Below are 22,057 nucleotides of genomic sequence, written 5' to 3' on the forward strand. Positions count from 1 at the left end.
ATATATAATAAAAAAATCCAATACTAGCGTTTAATATATCCTATGTAAACTTTTTAACACCAATGAGAAAGTATCAACAGGAATTAGCTCATTAAAAAACAGAACATTATTTTTTAAAAAAGGCAGGGATGGTATCATGATTAGAAAATTAATAATAGATTGTGACAATACTTTTTCAATAGATGGTTGTGATATAGATGATGGTCTTGCTATTATATATACTTTAGCTCAGGAGAATACAGAGGTCTTAGGAATAAGCACAACATTTGGAAACAACAAATTGGAGATTGTATATCCAAATACTATTTCTTTTATGAAGAGTATTGGATATTCAGAAATTCCTGTATTTAAAGGCTCAGAAGATTCCTATAAAGCCAATGAAGCTGCAAAATTTCTAGTGGAGATGGCAGACAAGTATAATGGAGAATTATCTATACTTGCAACAGGCTCTTTAACTAACTTGTACCATGCTTGGCAGATAGATAACAATTTCTATGAAAAAATAAAGGATATTTCTCTAATGGGTGGAATAACTGAGCCATTAATAATAAACAAGAAGATACTAAATGAACTAAATTTTTCTTGTAACGTTAAAGCGTCTCTAAATGTATTAGAGTATGGAAGAACTATTATTATAGCAACAGGAAATACTTGCTTGGATGGATTTTTTACAAGGGAAAGATTTGAGAAGCTAAAAGAAGGAAATGATTTTGAGAGATGGCTTTATGCTAAGAGTCAATACTGGTTTGATAGGGAGAAAGATGTCTTTGAAAATAACGGAATATATATATGGGATATATTATCAGTAGCAGCTCTTCTGAATCCTGATTTGTTTATTAAAAATACTCTTGATATTTCTCCAGATGAGGAAAGCATGAAGAAAGGGCTATTATTTGGAAAAGGAAAGACGAGAAAGGTTATTATCCCCAAAATAAAAGACATAGATAAATATATAGAACATGTATACCAGCAATATAAGATTTTTGGAGAGCAACACAAAAATAGCCTTAATTTTCAGGTATGAAAATAAGCCTATCTTTGTCTAATTCTATATTGACTCTATCTCCTTCTGCAATATCTACAGAGTCTGAGATAATACTTTCTAATCTTAAATTGTTTTTAGTATTATGTATCTTAAGTAAATAATTATCACCTTGATATATTTTGCTCACTACTTTAAAATCACTGTTATTATACTTATTTACCTTTACTGCCAAGGGTCTTATAAGACATTTGTATTTTCCATTGTGTTTACTTATATTACTAGTAAATAATTCACTAACAAATTTATTATTTATTATTTCGCCGTCAACATATGTTCCTTTTGAAAAATAATTAGCTACTATGGTGTTCACTGGATTTTTAAATATGTTCTCTGGTGTATCATATTGTTCTATTTGACCACTATGCATAAAAGCTATTCTATCAGACATAGTCAATGCTTCTTCCTGATCATGAGTAACTAGTATAGTGGTTATTTTATATTCTTTTTGCAGCTCTAAGACTAGCTCTCTCATATCTTTTCGCAAGTTAATATCAAGACTGGAAAAAGGTTCGTCTAAAAGTAATACTGTTGGTTCAGCTGCAAGTGCACGAGCTAAAGCAACTCTTTGCATTTGACCACCAGATAACTCATCGACACTCCTGTTCTCATAACCTTCCAGTTTAACTTTATTAAGTAGTTCTAATGCCTTTTCTCTACGTTGTTTTTTTTCAACACCAAGTATTTTCAGTGGAAAGCCTACATTTTCCCAGACTGTCATATTAGGAAACAATCTAAAATCTTGAAAAACAATGACAGTCCTTCTTTTATGAGCCGGTACTTTATCAGCTATATTTCCATCGAGTATGATGGAGCCTTCACTTTGATTTATTAAACCTGCTATTGTTTTTAACATAGTGCTTTTCCCGCATCCTGAAGCACCTAAAAGTGATATGATTTCTCCATCTTCAACCGTTAAATTTATGGATTTTAGTATCTTTTTATCAGATAATGTTACAGATAAGTTTTTTAGTTCTAGCTTCAATTAAATTTCCCCCATTACTTTGATACGGTGATTTTTTTAATAATTTTATCTATAATTATAAAAACTGAAAGTGTAGATATAACAAATACTAATGCATAGGCAGAGCCTATATGACGATCTCCTTTTGCTATAAATGGCACCATAAGCAAACTAATTGTTCTAACCTTTCCGCCACCTATTAATAATGTGATAAAATACTGGCTAAAAGAAGTGATATAAGCCATGCTAATACTTGCCATTATTCCTGGTGCAAGAAGGGGGAGCGTAATATACATAAATGCTTTCAAAGGTGACGCTCCTAATACATAAGCCTGTAACTCCATTTTTTCTCCTATAGATGCTGTTAAATCTCTCATAATATTTATAGAATAAGGCAGAGTGTATATTAAATGCACTATTATCACTCCTAATACAGTATCAGCTAAGGAAATCTTTATAAATACTACATGTATTCCCATGGCAAATATAGTTCCGGGCACTATATTGGGTGCAATGCCTAAGAAATCTATTAAGTTTTTTCCTTTAAATTCGTATAGAACTAGTGCCCTAGCAGTCATGGTACCCACTATTGCTGATAAAACTGCTACAGATAATGATAATATTATACTTGAAAACAATGTTGGTAGCACTTTTGTATGAGGTGCGAACACCTCCTTAATAGCCCTAAGAGAATATGTATCTGGAAGCAGCCTAGGCCAAGGCCATCTGCTGGCAAAAACCCAAAGTATAAGTATTATCATAGGAGCTAATATTGTAAACATAACAAGGTATAAGAAAAGCTTCAACAGTTTATTTGAATTAGTATCTTTCATGAATATCACCATTTATTTTCTTCTTCTTTGTTATTAAATAATATATTCCTGCCATTGTCCAAGTTATTATTAGTATTAGTCCATTTATGGCCATAGCATAAGGTCTATGGCGCAAGTCAGGATGTATATATTCAATATGAGCTTGTACAGGCAGTGCCTTTGGAACAGTTGCCCCCAATAAAAATGGCAAATCATAAGCTCCAAAGGAAAATGTTAAAATAATCAAAAAAGCTTTTCTTATAGCAGGCATACTTAAGGGCAAAGTTATATGAAAAAAGGTCTTTAACTTAGATGCACCTAAATTTTCTGATGCTTCTCCTAAGGTCTTATTTATACTAGACATTAGGGCCAAACTAAAGTAAGCAACAAAAGGAACCTCCTTCCATATATATCCCAAGATAATACCAATATTATTTCTTGTGTATAGTAGCAATGGAAAATCTCCTTGTCCGTCTATTAAGCCTAATTGGTACAAAAGTCTAGCTATCAAACCATTCTGAGAAAGCATACTTATTGAAAACAGGGCTACTATAGTATGCGGTATTAGAATGGCAAGCTTGATTACTTGAATTATTTTACCTTTTGTATGCCCTGTATACACTAGTGCAGCAGTAAGCATAGTACCTAAAACCACTGATATTATAGATGATATAATAGATATTTGCAGACTCACCTTTAAGGAATCGAGAAAAGTAGAACTATTAAGCACTTCAATATAATAATCTAAAGTTATATTTGTTAGATTAAAAGCTGGTATGTACCCAAAGCCTTGAATTATTCCATTTATAACTCCATATATAAAAAGAACACCCAATAATACTATGGGCATTATAAGTATATAGGGTGTTTTTTTATTCATAATGTGCCACTCCTAACAATTTGTAAAGCTTTCTAATACTATTTTCCTACTACTTCTTCTAGCCAGATTTCTTCTATTATAGGAACGATATTAGCAGGCATCTCTGGTAACCTTTTATTAAGAAGCTCGTCTTGTGGTAGGACGCCCTCTCCTATATCTACATTGTCAAATCTAGCGTTTTCCTCAGTGCTCAATTTGTCATAAGAAATTACTGGTAAGGTCCTTAATTCTTCAAATTGAGTTGCTTGTATATCAGCTGATATAATTTCATTAATTGCAACCATAGCAGCTGCTTTATTAGGTGAATTATTAGCTATAGCAATATAATTAGTATTACCTACTGTTCCGTTGTCAAATAGGAATGTTCGTGTAGTATGAGTATATGTGCCATTTTCTATACCTACTGCAACTGCGTAAGGACCATAACTCATAGTCATCACCAATTCACCATCTTGGAACATGTTGTCAACTTCTCCTGAGGTTGCAGGGAAGGTTTTTCCTTGATTCCATAAATACTTATTTAACTCTCTTAAATACTCTAGTGCTGGTTCTATAGCTTCTTTAACCACTTCCTTATCTGCTTCCATATCTAAAAACTGCTCATAACCAACTATATCATAAATTAACGTTCTTACGAAAGCACTCCCAGTGAAATCAGGCAATGCAGGATAAGTTACTTTGCCTTCATATTTTTTACAATATTCCATGAATTCTTCAGTGTTTCTAGGAGTTTCTTCTGTAATTGCACTATCATTAATAAATACCATTTGTGCCTTGCCATAGGGTGCTTCATAACCTTCTATAGGAAATCCAAAATCATTCTTAACTTCTTCATCGTCACCATCTATGTATTTCTTAAAATTAGGCAGTTGCTCTGCAAAAGGTCCAAACAATAACCCATTTTCTTTAGCAGAATAGAAGTTCTCTCCGTTTATCCATATCATATCGATGGTTCCTTCTTTTAAACCAGCTTGCTTTTCACCTGCTAATTTAGCCAATATATTGTCAATATCCATGCCAACTACCTCTAGGGTAATATCGTATTTCTCTTTTAATATTGGCGCTACAGTTAGATTTAACCACCTATTTCTGTTTTCATCTCCACCCCAGCCATAGAATCTAACAGTTTTTCCTTTAGCTTGTTCAATAATAGTATCAAAATCTGCATTAGGGTCAAATTCTTGAGAGACTATTCCATTTCTACTATCCTTAGGTGAATCTGCTATGTCTTTCTCTCCGCTACATCCAGTAACTAAGAATAGGACCATTATAATTACTAGAATTGACGTTAATCCTTTGCTTTTCATTTTATCCTCCTTATGTTTCTTATGTTTGGGAATTTTTATTCACAACAATTATAACATAAAGAATTCTATAAATTATTGAACTTAGAATAATAAATATCTATAGTTGATATATGACGTATCAGTTATTTTTATAGTTTCAATTTTTTTCACACAATTATATTGTTATAATGAGTCTGATAAAAAAGGAACAATTAGTTATAAAAAAACGTCCATACTATAATGGTATTTTTTGTTGGCAATATTAAAAGAGAGGCAAGATGCTTGTGCTTAATAAAAAGAGAGTAGTTCTAGCTATAATTATAATAATGATTATAATAGTTATTTATTTAGTAACTAGTGAAGAACATGTTTTACATAATTTAGAGTTAGCTCCAAATCAAAAGCTTGTAGATTATGCATTAAACGAACATTGGCTTTTTGCTATTATTGAAGAAAAAAGCTTAAGCGATAAAGAAAGATATATTTACATATACAAATTAGATGATTTTTCAAATAAAGTAAATTGGCTAAAAGTTGCTGAATATGACTTTACATATGTTTGGCCGTGGAAGATTGAGTTAGGAAATTTGGACTACACAGATGGTCCTCAAATAGTTATGGGGGTAAATAAATCTACTTATTTTGATAAGGAAGTAAATAATCGGTTCTTTGTTTTTAACTGGGATGGAGAGAAGCTTTATAAGAAATGGACTGGTACAAGACTAGGCTATTATTTAAAAGATTTTTATATAATGGACCTTTTAAGTATAAAGGGAGAAGAACTTGTGGTTATAGACAAAAACCAAAATGGAGAAGAGAGATTATTGATATACTATTGGTTGGATTTTGGATTCCAGCTTTTGGCTGAAAGTGAAATTTATGATATAATAGAGGATGTAAAATACTTAGATAATAATCTACTGGAGCTTACATATAATAAATGGGGTAAAAAATTTACTTCAAGAGTAATGGTAAAAGATGGATGGATTATAGAGGTCGACTAGTCGAGGAGGGGATAAAATTGAGATCATTAGCAAAACTATTAGTTACAATAATTATTTTGAACAGTATTTTAGCTGGATGCACAAAGGACAAGGAAATTAGTAACATAGACGAAAATCCAACTAGTACAGTGATAGACTTAGGTAATATCATAGATGTAGAAAAATCTAATATGTGTTGGGATATACCTGAGGAGATAAAAAACATCCAATTTTCTTTTACTCCTACATCTTACGAGGCAAGGGTGAAGCCATATATCATTAATGAAGACCTTTCAAACATTGAAAATATCCATAGATTTACTGGTTTTACTGATGAGCAGAAAAGGATGATTGCAAAAAATGGGTTTATTGTACTACCAAGTCAAAACACTAAATTACACCATATATATGAGTATAACGAATACTTAGACATACCTAATTTTGTAACTACAGATGTAGTGCTCCATTTATATCATCATTTTTTTGGAAAATCACTTATTTATGTTGAATCAGAGATTTTATCCAAGGACTTAGAAATATTAACAGATAACATGTTAAAGAAGTCTATTGCACTGCTAGGAAAAATTGAAGATAAAAAATTAAAAGTTCTTCAAGGGAAGAATGTGGCATATTTTCTAGTTGCTAAAATGCTAGTATTGGGTAAGGATAATGTAAATGTTACTGTAGATAATCATATTTTAGAATTAGCTAAAAAGGAATATGAACTCATTAAAGAAGCTTCTGGTACTAATAAGTCTTTCTTATTTGAGGACCAAGACCTAGATTATTCACAGTTTACAGTAAGAGGCCATTATTCCAGAAATGAAAGGCTTCAAAATTTCTTTAGGACCATGATGTGGTATGGATTCACACCTATTAATCTGATGAATATGGAGACAGAAGAATTGTACTATGAAGAAACCTTAAAGGCACTTTTAATAGCTTATACAGCATTTATGGAGCATGACGGTTCTAATGACGTAAGATTGTGGAATAATATTTATGAACCAACTGGTTTTTATGTTGGCCAATCAGATGATATAAATATTTTAGATATGAGAGAGCTGCTGGTTTCAGTTTTTGGAGAGGATATAGATGTTAATAGCCTCAGTGATTCCACATATAAAGATAAAATTCATGAAGGAGTAAAAGACTTAAGGGAACCTAAAATAACAGGAAAATTCATAGAAAAGCCTGTTAACAAAAGCTTTAAGTTCATGGGTCAGAGATATATATTAGATGGGTATATAATGCAAGAATTAATGGAGCCACTCAAGAGACCAGTTCCTAATGGGTTAGATGTAATGGGAGTATTAGGAAGTAAGCGAGGAGAAGAACTACTATTCAAGGTTTATGAACCTCATAAAGCATGGCCAAAATATGAAGAAAAATACAAAGAGTTAAAATCAGAGGTAACTAGCTATAAAGACGAGCTTTGGCAGAGCAATTTATATAATGGTTGGCTTTGGTCAATACAAAAACAGTTAACAGAATATGACAAAAACTCTGGAATGCCTATTTTCATGACTAATGATGGTTGGAGAAGTAAATCACTAAATGCTGCATTATCGAGTTATGCAGAATTAAAGCATGATACTATATTATATGGAAAGCAGCCAGTAGCAGAGGCTGGTGGGGCAATGGCAGTTGCTGATCAGCATTATGTTGAACCAAATATCGAGTTATATGATACAATGCTTTGGCTAATGCAATATACTGTAGAGAATTTAAAGGCTAGGGACTTGCTTAATGATGGCTTATTAGAAGGGACTAAAAGTCATATAAAATTTCTAGAACTATTGAGAACAGTATCTATTAAAGAGCTGAATAATGAACCTCTAACAGAAGATGAGAAAAACAGTCTTTTTTGGACTGGAGGACATATTGAGGAGATAATGAATTGGTATGTGTTTGGAAGTGCATCTGAGGAGAATGTATATAATGGTGCATATTCCATTGAACAAAGCTCTATGTTAGTATCGGATGTAGCTACATTACCAGGTGAACACTATCTTAGTATGGGAACTGGGTACTTTGATGAGATCTATGTAGTTGTTCCTGTAAAAGGCAAGCTATATCTAACAAGAGGAGCAGTATACTCATACTATGAATTTACAAGTGATAAGCGATTAACAGATGAAGAATGGTGGGAGCTCCACGGGCTAAAGACTATTAAGGAAGAGCACTTTGAGTATTTGGAGTATGGAGAGCCGTCTAAGAAACTACCAGCACAACCTTTCTGGGTAAATACATTTAAATCTAGAACAAACAATATAGAAATAGAGCCACCGGAAGTAGATTGGGATAACTCAAATGAGTAGAATAGGAGGATAATATATGACAATCCAAAAAGTAAAATTCAATGAATATTCAAAAGATGCCTTAGAGCAAATAACCAAAGGAGCATTTCTTACAGTAAAGGATGGTGATAAAGTAAATACCATGACTATAGGATGGGGAAATATAGGTATAGTGTGGAATAAGCCAATATTCATGGTTGCAGTAAGATATTCTAGATATACATATAATCTTATAGAAAATTCAAAGGAGTTTACTGTAAGTATACCTATAAATAAGGATTTAAAAAAGGAACTAGCCTACTGTGGAAGATATTCAGGAAGAGATGTAAATAAATTCAAAGAATGTAATCTAACTATGGTAGATGGGCAGAAGGTATTAGCACCAGTTATAGGCGAATGTGAATTACACTATGAATGTAAGGTAGTCTACCAACAGGCAATGGAGCCTGCTACCGTAGCTAAGGAAATCAAAGATAAGTTCTATACAAACAATGACTATCATGTATTATATTTTGGAGAGATAGTTGATTGTTATTTAAAAAAATAAAGTTTGTCGACAATATCGGTATGCTCTCGCTTAATCTTTAGTAAAATATAGGAGGAAATAAGTGAAAAAAGCACTGAGTTAGTATATAATATAAATAATTAGTTACTGAGGAGCGTGTAGTTATGACAAATGAAATGTTTGAAAAACTACTTAGTGTGGTGGAAGGCATACAACAAGAGGTAAGAACTATAAACAATCGGCTTAATAATCTAGAAAATAGGTTTGACAATCTAGAAAACAAATTTGTTGGCTTGGAAAATAGGTTTGACAATCTAGAAAACAGATTTGTTGGCTTGGAAAATAGGTTTGACAATCTAGAAAACAAATTTGTTGGCTTGGAAAATAGGTTTGACAATCTAGAAAACAAATTTGTTGGCTTGGAAAATAGGTTTGACAATCTAGAAAACAGATTTGTTGGCTTGGAAAATAGGTTTGACAATCTGGAAAACAGATTTGTTGGCTTAGAAAATAAGCTTGATAGTCAAGAAAATAGGTTAGATAAGATTGAGACAAATGTTAGCAATATAGATGATAAGCTTAACAAGCTCGAAAGCAAGGTTGATAACAATCATAAAGAAGTTCTAGGGCGATTTGACAGTCTAGAAGATAAAATTAATGATTTAGAAGGTAAAAATGCTGCAAATCATGTATCTACATTAACTAAACTTGACAAAATAACAGATGATATTGAGTTTCTTGGTTATAAGGATTATCAAACAGAGAAAGAAGTATATAATATTAAGAAAAAGCTTGAAATTATTAAGTAGGATTAGTTAAAGGAGCAAGAGTAAGTTTATATCTTTTGTTCCTTTTTATTTTGAGAATTACTTCTAAAATCATCAGTTTTTCTAGCGTTACATCTTATTAAATGGTAAGATATAATGTAACAGTAAAAACTGTCGGAAAATGTACTTTAGGAGGCAGGCATGGACACTATAAAAAATGTAATAAATGTCGTAGGAGCTATATATAGAGATGATAAATGGCTTATGATAAAAAGAAGTGAGAAGGAAGAGTATGCGCCTGGAATAATTGCTATGGTAGGTGGTAAAGTAGAGAATGAGGGAGAAGAATACAATGTTCTTGAAAATACTTTAAGAAGAGAAGTAATGGAAGAGGTAGGTATTGAACTTAGTGAGAAGTTGATATATATCGAAAGCATAGGGTTTATTTCTAAAAAGTGGGGGCCAGTTGTAGATGTGATATTTCTCTGTAAGCTTGAAAAAGGTGAGCCATACCCAGCGTCACCTAGTGAGGTTGCAGAAGTCTATTGGATGACAACAGAGGAAATTTCAGAAAATGAAAAAGTTCCACAGTGGGTGAAGAAGTGCATTAGTAATGCAGACAAAGTAAGACTTAGTTTAAACGGTAATTGAATTAAAAATTAAAGGAATGATTTTATGCTTCAATTTTTACCTATAAATAAAGAAGAAATGAAGGAAAGAGGCTGGGAACAGCCGGACTTTATACTGATTACAGGAGATGCATATGTAGACCATCCTTCCTTTGGAGCTGCCATAATTGGAAGATTATTAGAAAATGAGGGCTTTAAAGTAGGGGTCATATCTCAACCTTCTTGGCAAAGCACTAAGGACTTTAGAAAACTTGGAAAGCCTAGACTTGCATTTTTAATAACTGGTGGAAATATTGATTCAATGGTAAACCATTATACAGTTGCCAAGAGAAGAAGGAAAGCAGATGCATATTCCCCAGGTGGAAAGATGGGACTTCGTCCAGATAGAGCAACTATAGTCTATGGAAACAGAGCAAAGGAAGCCTATAGCGATGTACCTATTATACTAGGGGGAATAGAGGCTAGTCTTAGAAGATTAGCTCACTATGACTATTGGGATGATAAGGTCAGACGTTCAATACTATTAGATTCAAAAGCAGATTTATTAGTGTACGGTATGGGAGAAAAGCAAATAATTGATATTGCCCATGGTCTTGATAATGGAATAGATATTCAATATCTAAACTTCATAAAAGGAACTGTATATAAAACTAAGACAATAAGCCATATACATGATGGTATTATATTGCCATCATATGATGAAATAATTGAATCAAAGAAAAAATATGCTGAAAGCTTCATGGTTCAGCACAATAATATGGACGCAATGTGGGGTAAGACTTTAATAGAGCCCTATAGAGATGTATATGTAGTAGAAAATCCACCTGCAAAGCCATTGGAACAGTCTGAACTAGATAAAACATACTCCTTGCAATACATGAGAAACTACCATCCAATATATGAGGAAGCAGGTGGGGTTCCTGCCATAGAAGAGGTTAAATTTAGTATCATAAGTAACAGAGGTTGCTTTGGAAGCTGTAGTTTTTGTGCCCTTACTTTTCATCAAGGAAGAGTTGTACAAGCTAGGAGCCATATATCCATAATTACAGAGGCTAATAAGATTGTTTGGGAACCAGACTTTAAGGGATATATACATGATGTAGGAGGACCTACAGCTAACTTTAGACACAGAGCCTGTGAAAAGCAGGTTAAGTATGGAGTATGTAAAAACAAACAATGTCTTTTTCCAAATCCTTGTAGTCAATTATATATAGATCATCAGGATTATTTAAGCCTTTTAAGAAAATTAAGACAGTTGCCAAATGTAAAAAAGGTTTTTGTTCGTTCTGGAATAAGATATGACTATCTAATACATGACAAAGATGATGAATTCTTCAACGAGTTATGCCAGCATCATATAAGTGGTCAATTAAAGGTTGCACCTGAACATATATCTCCAAATGTACTAGAGAAAATGGGTAAACCTAAGAAGGAAGTATATGAAAAGTTCGTGAATAAATATAAAAAAATAAATGAAGATCTAGGCTTAACTCAGTTTATAGTGCCATATTTAATGTCCAGTCATCCAGGCTCTACACTAAAAGAAGCTATAGAGCTAGCAGAATATCTTAGGGATTTAGGCTATATGCCTGAACAGGTACAAGACTTTTATCCAACACCAGGAACTTTATCGACCTGCATGTATTATACAGGCTTAGACCCTAGAACAATGGAAGAAGTATATGTACCTAAAAACTCTCGGGAAAAGGCAATGCAAAGGGCATTGATACAATACAGAAACCCTAAGAATTATGACTTAGTATATGAAGCTCTTGTACAGGCTGGAAGAACTGATTTAATAGGCTTTGGAGGAAAATGTTTAATATGGCCTAGGAAAAAAGGAAATGAGAGAAAAAACACTAGAGTTAAAGGAAGTCCTAACAAGGATATTAGAGGTAATAAAAATAATAGAGTTAGTAAGAAATCCAAGAGTGATAAAAATAGTAGAAACAGCAAAGAGAATAAAAGAAAAGAAGAAAGAAAAAAATAAAAAGTAGAATTAGAGCATAGCTACTCTCATTAATTTAGAGGGTATTTTTGGATTAATATATCTACTTGAACTGGAAGAAACTAAATATATGTTTTTTAAGAGTATCATTTATCAATTTTTATTGATTTTTATATATAGTATGATAAAATAGCTTTTGTTGGAATTTTATTTGGAAAGAGGAATAATAGTGAAAACAAAAAGAGATGATATACGAAACTTAGCTATAATCGCCCATGTTGATCATGGCAAAACTACACTAGTTGACCAGCTTTTAAGACAAAGTGGTACATTTAGGGTAAATCAAGTCCTTACAGAAAGGGTTATGGATTCAAACGACTTAGAAAGAGAACGTGGTATCACAATACTATCCAAAAATACAGCTGTATATTATAAAGATATAAAAATAAATATTATAGATACTCCTGGTCATGCCGACTTTGGGGGAGAAGTAGAACGTGTTCTTAAAATGGTAAATGGAGTGATTTTAGTAGTAGATGCTTTTGAAGGTGCTATGCCACAGACAAAGTTTGTATTAAAAAATGCATTAGAATTAAATCTACCTGTAATAGTATGTATAAATAAGATAGATAGGCCAGAGGCAAGACCAAACGAAGTAATAGATGAAGTTCTGGACTTATTCATAGAGTTAGGCGCAGATGAGAGCCAACTGGATTGTCCCTTTGTATTTGCATCTGCAAAAGGTGGAACTGCTTCATTAGATATGAATGAACAAAAAGACAATATGGAAGATTTATTTGAAACCATAATAAAATACATCCCAGCTCCAGAAGGAGAGAGAGATGAGCCTCTTCAAGTTCTAATATCTACAATAGACTATAACGAGTATGTGGGTAGAATAGGTATTGGAAAGGTTGAAAGGGGAAGCATTAAAGTAAATGAGCCAGCTGTGATAGTGAATTATTTAGAACCAGAGGTTCAGAAAAAAGTAAAAATAACCAAGATATACGAGTTCGAGGGACTTAATAGAGTAGAAGTAGATAGTGCTGAAATAGGAAGCATAATAGCAGTATCTGGTGTAGAAGGAATACACATAGGGGACACTATATGTGCACCAGAAAGACCAGAGCCACTTCCTTTTGTTAAGATATCTGAACCAACTATTGCAATGACATTTTCAGTTAATAACAGTCCTTTTGCTGGTCAAGAAGGAAAATTCGTGACATCCAGACAGGTTAGAGAAAGACTTTTTAAGGAGCTTAATACAGATGTAAGCTTAAGAGTAGAAGAAACTGAATCAACAGATTCATTTAAGGTATCAGGAAGAGGAGAACTTCATCTCTCAATATTAATAGAGACTATGAGAAGAGAAGGATACGAATTTCAAGTCTCAAAGCCAGAGGTTTTATTTAAAACTATAGATGGAAAAAAACATGAACCTATTGAAAAAGTTATTATAGATGTGCCTGAAGAATACGTAGGTTCAGTTATAGAAAAGCTAGGCCAGAGAAAAGGTGAACTGATTACTATGACTCAACCTAGTGGAGGCTATACTAGATTAGAGTTTATGATACCAGCTAGAGGCTTAATTGGTTATCGCTCAGAGTTCATGACAGATACTAGAGGTAATGGAATATTGAATTCAGTATTTGAAGGATATCAGCCATATAAAGGAGATATACCTAGAAGACCACAAGGTTCACTAGTAGCCTTTGAATCTGGAGAAGCAGTGACATATGGGTTGTATGCAGCCCAAGAAAGAGGAATACTATTCATTACACCAGGAACCAAGGTATATGAAGGTATGGTAGTAGGGCAAAATGCAAAATCAGGGGATATAGAAGTGAATGTATGTAAGAGAAAACAGCTTACAAATACGAGAGCATCAGGTTCAGATGATGCACTAAGACTTTCACCACCTAAGATTATGAGTCTTGAAGAAGCACTAGAATTCATAGAAGATGATGAACTACTAGAGATTACTCCTGAAAACATTAGAGTAAGAAAAAGTATACTTGACCATAATCTAAGGTATAAATCTAAGAAAAAATAGATAGAAAGCCATAGTTGAAATTATTCTAGCTATGGCTTTTTTATTTTTCGATTTTTTAATTTTTTAAGAAAAATGATAAAATTTAGAAATAAAGTTGACAAAAGAATAACATTGAAATAGAATTTTTTTAGAAATAGAATAACTCCGAGTTTATAATCCTAAAGACAAGAGTCAATGGATATAAGCCTATGGGTATGAATAGAAATGTTCATGCCTCCCGTGTTTGGAAAGGAGGATTTTTTACCGACATCATATAGACGTATCGGTTTTTTACCATGCGAAAAAAACTCATTTTATAAGGAGTTTTCTGTTTTTTTAATATAAATGATGAAGGGGAGTGTTATTGTGGAAATGGTTAACTTAACAATCAATGGCATAAAAACTCAAGTGCCAAAAGGTATTACAGTCCTAGAAGCAGCTAGGGGATTGAATATTCACATTCCTACTCTATGTTTTTTAAAAGAAATAAACGAAGTAGGCTCTTGTAGAATGTGCGTTGTAGAGGTAAAGGGGGCTAGAGCTCTACAGGCATCATGTCTTCTTCAAGTTCAAGAAGGTATGGAAGTATGGACTGCTTCAAAGAAGGTGAGAGAGGCCAGAGCAACTATTCTTGAACTTATTTTGGCACGTCATGATAGAGAATGCCTTACTTGTTCACGAAATCTAAACTGTGAACTTCAAAAGCTTTCAGAAGAAATGGGTATAGGTGAGATAAGTTATCAAAATAATAACAAGACACATACTGTAGATCAGGCCTCACCAGCAATAGTTAGGGACCAAAACAAATGTATACTTTGTGGAAGATGTGTAAGTGTATGCAAGAATGTGCAAGGAACAGGAGTTATAGATTTTGGGGGAAGAGGAGTTAGAACAGTAGTAACTACTCCTTTTGAAAAAAGTTTATCAGAGTTAGCATGTATTAATTGTGGACAGTGTATAAAGGTTTGTCCAGTTGGTGCATTAAGAGAAAAAGACGATAGAGATAGAGTGTGGGAAGCTCTTGAAGATAATGAAAAATACGTTATTGTTCAAACTGCTCCAGCAGTGAGAGTTGCTTTAGGTGAGGAATTTGGTATGCCTATTGGAACCAATGTAGAAGGCAAAATGGTGACAGCTCTTAGAAGATTGGGATTTGATAGAGTGTTTGATACAGATTTTGCAGCAGATTTGACAATTATTGAGGAAGGTACAGAACTTATAGGAAGATTAAAGAATGGTGGAAAACTTCCTATGATTACTTCCTGTTCGCCTGGATGGATTAAATATTGTGAACATTTTCATAATGATTTTTTAGATAATTTATCTAGCTGTAAATCACCCCATCAAATGCTAGGGGCATTAACTAAGTCATATTATGCAGAAAAAATGGGAATAGATCCGAAGAAAATTTTTGTAGTATCTGTAATGCCTTGTACAGCTAAAAAGTATGAATCTGCACGTGAAGAGCTATCTGTAGATGGACTCAGAGATGTAGATGCAGTTATTACAACTAGAGAATTAGCTAAGATGATAAAGGAAGCCAGAATAGATTTTGCATCCTTAGAAGAACAACAGTTTGATAAGGTTATGGGAGAATCTACTGGAGCAGCTGTGATATTTGGAACCACTGGAGGTGTTATGGAAGCAGCTCTAAGGACTGTTGCAGATATATTATCTAATCAAGACTTAAAAGAGATAGACTATACGCCTGTTAGAGGATTAGAAGGAATCAAAGAAGCTACTGTTAGAATAGGAAACCTTGATGTGAAAGTAGCTGTTGCACATGGCACAGGGAATGCAAGCAAACTTTTAGGTAAGGTGAGAAAAGGTGAAGCTGATTATCATTTTATTGAAGTAATGGGATGTCAAGGTGGATGTATAAATGGTGGAGGACAGCCAATTATAATGGATAAGGATAAAACTGAAGAAGTATGTAAGCTAAGAGCACAAGGCCTATATAATATTGATAAAGAAATGCCTTTAAGAAAGTCTCATACTAATCCAGAAATAAAAGCATTATATGAAGAATACCTTGGAGAAGCTAATGGACATAAGGCTCATAAGCTATTACATACTCACTATATAAAAAGAGCAAAGATTTAGGTGGGAAAAGTGGATGTAAAAGTTAGAACCCTAACAAAAGCGGCTTTATTGCTTGCAATTGCTTTAGTATTTCAGTTCGTTAAAATGGGACAGTTAATAACTGGCTCAGGAATAAACGCAGTACTAATTTTAGCAGCTCACATATGTGGATTACCTTGGGCTATAGCTATTGGATTTACCACTCCATTTATGGCTGTAGTATTAGGAGTTCAACCTCCTGCAATGATTATAGTTGTCCCATTTATTGTAGCAGGAAATATTATTTATGCTACGGCATACGGTCTAATAAGAAAAAGAAGTAAGATAATAGGAATCATAGTTGCAGCTCTTATAAAGTTTGGACTATTATACTCTGCTGTGAATTTTATTTTGACAGTAAAGCCTCCAATAAAAGCCGCGCTAAGCTTTCCACAGCTTATAACTGCTTTAGTAGGTGGTACGTTAGCACTTGTTATTATACAGGTTATAGAACGAATAAAAAACCATCAGCCAACTTAATATAATTAACTTGATTAATAGGATTAGCTTTGCATCTACTCGGATGTATAGCTAATCTTATTTAATTATTGAGCATGAAGGCTTTTACTAACCTTTTATTCAAGTAAAACTAATATTTTGGTAGAAGTTTTTAACCTAAATAAAAACCATATAAAAACACTAAATATATAACATAGATTACTAATAAAACTATACCTTGGACTCTATAAGTCTTCTTTTTAATAAATGAGGGGATTATTAAAATTGACACTATTATAAGAGCAGCAGGAAAATCCAATAATATATTTTGTTTTAAAACCTTAAGTGGTGCTACAAAAGCAGATACTCCAATGACCATAGTGATGTTCATGATGTTTGATCCTACTATATTGCCTATTGCCATATTAGTATGACCTTTTTTAATAGTGGTTATTGCCGTCGCCAATTCAGGCAAAGATGTGCCTAGTGCAATTATTGACAGGGCTATAACTGATTCAGGAACACCTATGCTCCTTGCAATTACTACACCACTATGTACCAATAGTTCTGCACCTCCAAATATAGTCAATGCACCAACTACAAAAAGTACTCCAATTCTTAATTTCATTTTAGGCTCTAAATCAAGCTTATGGCTAGTAGTTTTTTTTTCTATTCTATTTTTTAGAATAAAAAAATCTAAAATTACATAGATAATTAGCATGGCAATAAGAACTAATGAATCTGACTTATCTATTACTCTATCCAGTGCTAGGTATGACATTATAATTAAATATAGCGACAAAAGAATTGATTTTAACCTAAAGAAGTTGCTAGTTATTTTACTTGGGCTTATAACACAGATAAGTGCAAGTATTAATCCAGTATTGCAAATAATTGAACCTACTGCATTGCCAATACTCATAGTTGTAAATCCATCTTTGGCTGCTGATATAGAAACAATAGATTCAGGCAATGTAGTAGCTAAGCTTACAATAGTGGCTCCAATAAGCACCTCTGGAAGTCCTGAAGCCCTAGCTAGGGTAATTGCAGAATCAGTAAACCAATCACCGCCTTTAATAATCAACAATAGTCCTATAGAAAAAAGCAAGATAGCATATATCAAATGAATACCTCCTTTATAATAGTACCGTATAGTTAATATGTATTTTTTAATAAATAAAAGTATACTTGTGAGTTTGTATTGAAGGAAAATAAACTTATTTATAGAAATGTAATATATAATCAATTTTAAGTTGAGTATTAAGCTATTTGCAATTAATAATATATAAGGAGGATATCACTATGGTATTTGAGGTGCTAACAAAAAAGATGGATGATAAATATTCCGAGACAATTGTACTATCATATTACGAGGGTTTTACAGAGGCAGATATAAGTGTACCAGTCAAAGAAGCTGCCGATATGATAAAACACTTATTAAATGAAGAAGAGTTTTCGGGAAAATATAATGAGATTCAAAGCTTTAAATTAACAAGAAAGGATAACCCTAAGAAGGTAATATTATTAGGACTAGGGAAAAAAGAAGAAGTAGATATAGAAAAAGTTAGAAGGATTTTTGCTAAAGGTATAAAAGAAGCAATTAATCTAAAGACAAAAGCTGTAGATGTATATCCCATAAATACAACCAGCGAATTATCCTTAAGTCAAGTTACAAGGGCTATGACAGAAGGACTAATATTAGGAAGCTATAAATTTGATAAATATATTAAAGATAAAAAAGAAAATCCAGTTAAGAGCATATGCGTTGTTGGGGCTAATCCTGATGAAATAGTAGATATAGATAAAGGAGTAGTAGAAGGCAATATACTTAGCAAAGCTACTATATTAGCTAGAGATATGGTAAATGAGCCTGCAAATGTATTGACACCTGCTAAATTAGCTGCCATTGCTGAAAAGACAGGAAAAGAAAGTGGTTTTGAAGTAGAGATATTAAAGGAAGATAAGATACAAGAGTTAGAAATGGAAGCATTTATGGCTGTTGGCAGAGCTTCAGAAAATAGACCAAGACTAATAGTTATGAGATATTTTGGAGACAAGAAAAATAAGAAGGAGATAATAGGTCTAGTAGGAAAAGGACTCACCTATGACAGTGGTGGACTTTGCATTAAATCAAAAGATGGTATGGTAAATATGAAAAGCGATATGGGTGGAGCAGCTTCTGTTATAGGGGCTATGGAGGCAATAGCAAGGAAAAAGCTAAAGGTAAATGTAATAGCAGTAGTGGCAGCATGTGAAAATCTAATTAGCGGGTATTCGTATAGAACTGGAGATATAATTGGCTCTATGGCAGGAAAAACGATATTCATAGGTAGCACAGATGCAGAAGGTAGGCTTACATTAGCGGATGCCATACATTATATAATTGAAAAGGAAAATGCTACAAAAATTTTAGATATAGCAACACTAACTGGAGGTGCTATAGTTACATTAGGCTCAACAGCTACAGTAGTAGTGTCTAATGATGATGAATTTTATAAGGCTTTAGAGAGTGCATCAAGGATAACAGGAGAAAAGATTTGGAGAATGCCTATTTTTGATGAATATAAGGAGCTTCTAAAATCTAAAGTAGCAGACTTAACAAATTCAGCTGGAAATCCACAAGCAATTACAGCTGCACTTTTCGTAGGAGAATTTGTTCAGGATAAGCCTTGGATACACATGGATATAGCAGGTACTGCCTTTACAAGCAAGAGCAGTGAATATATTGCAGAAGGCGGTACAGGAGTAGGAGTAAGGACTATTTATGAAATGGTAAAGGAAATATCTAAATAGGGCAAACAGAGGGACATGTACATTGATTAAATCAGTGTACATGTCCCCTTGATTTTATATTTTGTTATAGGAGCTCTTTATACATTATAATGTGAAGACCGATGGGAGGATAGTCAAAAACTTCACCATATGACTTAAAACCTAATTTTTTATAATATTCTTGTACTGAGACTCTTCCTTTACACCATAAAAAATCAAAACCACGTTCCTTAATAATGTTTTCTGCAAAATTTACAATGGACCTTCCAGCACCTAACTTTCGGAATTCTTCAAGAGTTGCCATCTGTCTTAAGCGGTATTGCTTTTCACTAAGAAAATTTGGATTTTTTTCAGTAATAAAGGATGCGACACTTATTAACCTTTCTTGATAAAATGCTCCAATATGAAATGAATTTTCTGCATGGTCTGTATCAAACATAGAATCTTCAATTGGTTGTAATGGGCGTAAAATAGTATGCCTAATATTGTAAGTTAACTCTGGTTTGATTTCTTTTATTTCTAGCATTTTGTCCCCCTATATAGCCAAATTATATTTAAAATATATACTTCTATTATTGTTCTTATTATCCTTCTCATTCTTTATTAATTTTATGGAAAGTATATGTAGCAGATATAATATCTAGATTTTAATTTTATGAAGAAATTATTTATAGTTTATGGATTTAATATTTTGTCAATTTTATAGATATTTTTCTTTTATATATTTGCTTCTTAACATATTGTAGCCTATTGATATTAATTATTTCTATAATTAATAACAAAAGCATAGATAAATGCGATTATAATTCTCAAAGCTTGTATGTTAAAATCATATGGGTGTTAATATTATATAAAAAAAGCTGGGGGGATTACAATGAAAAAATCTCTGTTAATATTATTGGTGATACTATCATTGGCGTTTGTTTTTACTGGATGTTCAAATGATACAAACACATCTAATGAGCCAAATAAATCTACAGGAGATGCAGTAGAATTCGTAGATTCTAGCTATATTGTTGATGCTAATTGGCTAAAGGAAAACTTAGGCAAAGAAAATCTACTTATTCTAGACGCCAGAGGAGCGGATACTTATGCAAAAGGACATATACCAGGTTCAATTGCTGTAATGTGGCAAAATTTTGCGGATATGTCAGGAGCACCAGGAGAAAATCCTGATTGGGGAACTGTGCTTGAACCAAAGATTTTGTCAGAAAAGTTATCTGCATTTGGAATAAGTAAAGATAAAGAAATTGTAGTGTATACTAGCACAAAAGGTGGCTGGGGTGAAGAGGGAAGAATAGTTTGGATGCTTAAAAGAGCAGGTTTTGATAATGTAAAGATGCTAGATGGTGGATTTGAATATTGGAAAGCTAATAATTATGAAATCTCTAAGGATATAGTAGAGCCAACTCCTGCAACTGTTGAAGTGACAGAATTAGATAATTCAACTAATATTGATACTGACGAATTAGCAAGTAAAATAGACGAATTAGTTATTATAGATGTTAGAGAAAAAAATGAGTATGAAGGTGCGCAAAATTTTGGTGAAGCAAGAGGAGGACATTTACCAGGAGCTATAAATATAACTTTCAACCAATTTTTAAAAGATGATGGTACACTAAAAAGTGCAAAAGAAATAAAAACTATTCTTGATGAAAATGGAATTGAAAAAGATGATGAAATAGTAACATATTGTACTGCAGGTATTCGTTCTGCTCACATGCAAATAGTTTTGACTATGATGGGATATGAAAATGTAAGAAACTATGATGCTAGCTTTTACGCTTGGTCAGGAAATCCAGATTTAGAACTACAAAAATAAGAAGGTAAATTCTAAAGGTGCGAAATATATTGAATAAAGTATTTGATACTTTGAAAAAAACTAAAAAGTCAACTTGGATTAAACTAGGAGTAATAATAGCTTTGATTTGCATTTATTCATTTGTTACTCCAGTAAAGGTCGCAATAAATAGAGTTATATTTATTTTAAGTATGTTAGACGTAGAGGCAATAAAGGGGTATATTTTATCCTTTGGAATATGGGCACCAGTAATATCTTTCTTATTAATGGTATTTCAATCTATAGCAGCACCATTACCTGCATTTTTGATAACATTTGCTAATGCAGCTTTATTTGGCTGGGTAAAGGGAGCAATCCTTTCATGGACATCTTCTATGGTGGGGGCAGTTCTATGTTTCTATATTGCTAGAGTATACGGTAGAACAACTGTTGAAAAGCTTACAAATAGGTTTGCCCTACAAGAGGTTGATAAGTTCTTTGATAAATATGGTAACTATGCTATTCTGATTGCCAGATTGCTTCCTTTTATATCCTTTGATATTGTCAGTTATGCTGCTGGACTGACTTCTATGAGTCTATGGTCATTCTTATGGGCAACGGGACTCGGCCAACTTCCAGCAACTATTGTATATTCATATGTGGGAGGAATGTTAACAGGCGGAGTCAAGACTTTTGTAACTGCATTATTTATACTCTTTTCATTGAGTATATTAGTATTTTTAATTAAGAAGGTATGGAACGAGAAAAGTAACAAGGATAATAAATAAAAATATACTG

Annotated in this window: 19 protein-coding genes and 1 riboswitch; of the genes, 13 read left to right on the top strand and 6 right to left on the bottom strand. The window is 32.9% G+C overall.

Annotated elements, in window-relative coordinates; translation table 11 throughout:
* Positions 1-136: 136 nt before the first annotated feature.
* Positions 137-1,024: a nucleoside hydrolase gene (locus tag DW1_RS03140; RefSeq protein WP_083605507.1), complete on the top strand. Its 888-nt coding sequence runs from the start codon at positions 137-139 to the stop codon at positions 1,022-1,024.
* Here the strand turns inward: DW1_RS03140 and DW1_RS03145 are convergent.
* From DW1_RS03145 to DW1_RS03160, 4 genes are read right to left on the bottom strand one after another with little or no spacing between them, the layout of a single operon-like run.
* Positions 1,008-2,027: an ABC transporter ATP-binding protein gene (locus DW1_RS03145; RefSeq protein ID WP_074349184.1), complete on the bottom strand. Its 1,020-nt coding sequence runs from the start codon at positions 2,025-2,027 to the stop codon at positions 1,008-1,010. The genes DW1_RS03140 and DW1_RS03145 overlap by 17 nt on opposite strands.
* A gap of 14 nt (positions 2,028-2,041) precedes the next feature.
* On the bottom strand, positions 2,042-2,839 hold the full coding sequence (locus tag DW1_RS03150) for an ABC transporter permease (protein WP_074349185.1): 798 nt from the start codon (positions 2,837-2,839) through the stop codon (positions 2,042-2,044).
* Positions 2,826-3,698 carry an ABC transporter permease gene (locus DW1_RS03155; protein WP_074349186.1) on the bottom strand — a complete coding sequence of 291 codons (873 nt, stop codon included), beginning with the start codon at positions 3,696-3,698 and terminating at the stop codon, positions 2,826-2,828. The genes DW1_RS03150 and DW1_RS03155 overlap by 14 nt, the downstream gene beginning before the upstream one ends.
* Positions 3,699-3,736: 38 nt before the next feature.
* Positions 3,737-5,005, bottom strand: coding sequence for an ABC transporter substrate-binding protein (locus DW1_RS03160; protein ID WP_074349187.1), 1,269 nt, complete (start codon positions 5,003-5,005; stop codon positions 3,737-3,739).
* Positions 5,006-5,268: 263 nt separating this feature from the next.
* Between DW1_RS03160 and DW1_RS03165 the strand changes: the two genes are divergently transcribed.
* The 9 genes from DW1_RS03165 to DW1_RS03205 all read left to right on the top strand — a co-directional run bounded on the left by DW1_RS03165 (position 5,269) and on the right by DW1_RS03205 (position 16,749).
* Positions 5,269-5,988 carry a hypothetical protein gene (locus DW1_RS03165; RefSeq protein ID WP_143474346.1) on the top strand — a complete coding sequence of 240 codons (720 nt, stop codon included), beginning with the start codon at positions 5,269-5,271 and terminating at the stop codon, positions 5,986-5,988.
* Between the two features lie 17 nt (positions 5,989-6,005).
* A complete protein-coding gene (locus tag DW1_RS03170) occupies positions 6,006-8,288 on the top strand; it encodes a DUF3160 domain-containing protein (RefSeq protein ID WP_074349189.1) in 2,283 nt (760 codons plus the stop codon).
* Positions 8,289-8,304: 16 nt separating this feature from the next.
* Positions 8,305-8,814, top strand: a complete 510-nt coding sequence (locus DW1_RS03175) for a flavin reductase family protein (protein WP_074349190.1) — start codon at positions 8,305-8,307, stop codon at positions 8,812-8,814.
* A gap of 122 nt (positions 8,815-8,936) precedes the next feature.
* Entirely contained in the window at positions 8,937-9,581 is a 645-nt protein-coding gene (locus DW1_RS03180) for a hypothetical protein (RefSeq protein WP_074349191.1), read from the top strand.
* A gap of 159 nt (positions 9,582-9,740) precedes the next feature.
* Positions 9,741-10,190: an NUDIX hydrolase gene (locus DW1_RS03185; RefSeq protein WP_074349192.1), complete on the top strand. Its 450-nt coding sequence runs from the start codon at positions 9,741-9,743 to the stop codon at positions 10,188-10,190.
* Positions 10,191-10,214: 24 nt separating this feature from the next.
* Positions 10,215-12,158, top strand: coding sequence for a YgiQ family radical SAM protein (locus tag DW1_RS03190; RefSeq protein WP_074349193.1), 1,944 nt, complete (start codon positions 10,215-10,217; stop codon positions 12,156-12,158).
* Positions 12,159-12,345: 187 nt separating this feature from the next.
* Entirely contained in the window at positions 12,346-14,169 is a 1,824-nt protein-coding gene (gene typA / locus DW1_RS03195) for a translational GTPase TypA (protein WP_074349194.1), read from the top strand.
* A 130-nt stretch (positions 14,170-14,299) separates the two neighbouring features.
* Positions 14,300-14,419: riboswitch (molybdenum cofactor riboswitch) on the top strand.
* A 95-nt stretch (positions 14,420-14,514) separates the two neighbouring features.
* A complete protein-coding gene (locus DW1_RS03200; protein ID WP_074349195.1) occupies positions 14,515-16,251 on the top strand; it encodes an NADH-dependent [FeFe] hydrogenase, group A6 in 1,737 nt (578 codons plus the stop codon).
* 9 nt (positions 16,252-16,260) lie between these two features.
* Positions 16,261-16,749, top strand: a complete 489-nt coding sequence (locus DW1_RS03205) for an ECF transporter S component (protein ID WP_074349196.1) — start codon at positions 16,261-16,263, stop codon at positions 16,747-16,749.
* Between the two features lie 130 nt (positions 16,750-16,879).
* On the opposite strand, the gene DW1_RS03210 is transcribed toward DW1_RS03205, so the two are convergent.
* Positions 16,880-17,830: a calcium/sodium antiporter gene (locus tag DW1_RS03210; RefSeq protein ID WP_074349197.1), complete on the bottom strand. Its 951-nt coding sequence runs from the start codon at positions 17,828-17,830 to the stop codon at positions 16,880-16,882.
* A gap of 179 nt (positions 17,831-18,009) precedes the next feature.
* On the opposite strand from DW1_RS03210, the gene DW1_RS03215 reads away from it, so the two are divergent.
* Positions 18,010-19,500 (top strand): leucyl aminopeptidase, encoded by a 1,491-nt coding sequence (locus tag DW1_RS03215; protein ID WP_074349198.1) that lies wholly within the window; start codon positions 18,010-18,012, stop codon positions 19,498-19,500.
* A 64-nt stretch (positions 19,501-19,564) separates the two neighbouring features.
* Here DW1_RS03215 and DW1_RS03220 read toward each other — a convergent pair whose 3' ends face one another.
* Positions 19,565-20,005: a GNAT family N-acetyltransferase gene (locus DW1_RS03220; RefSeq protein WP_074349199.1), complete on the bottom strand. Its 441-nt coding sequence runs from the start codon at positions 20,003-20,005 to the stop codon at positions 19,565-19,567.
* Positions 20,006-20,353: 348 nt separating this feature from the next.
* On the opposite strand from DW1_RS03220, the gene DW1_RS03225 reads away from it, so the two are divergent.
* Positions 20,354-21,301, top strand: a complete 948-nt coding sequence (locus DW1_RS03225) for a sulfurtransferase (protein WP_074349200.1) — start codon at positions 20,354-20,356, stop codon at positions 21,299-21,301.
* A gap of 101 nt (positions 21,302-21,402) precedes the next feature.
* The gene (locus tag DW1_RS03230; protein ID WP_347499700.1) at positions 21,403-22,047 is read left to right on the top strand and encodes a TVP38/TMEM64 family protein; all 645 of its coding nucleotides are present in this window, start codon (positions 21,403-21,405) and stop codon (positions 22,045-22,047) included.
* Positions 22,048-22,057: the final 10 nt, after the last annotated feature.

It is taken from the genome of Proteiniborus sp. DW1, from assembly GCF_900095305.1.
GTDB lineage: Bacteria > Bacillota > Clostridia > Tissierellales > Proteiniboraceae > Proteiniborus.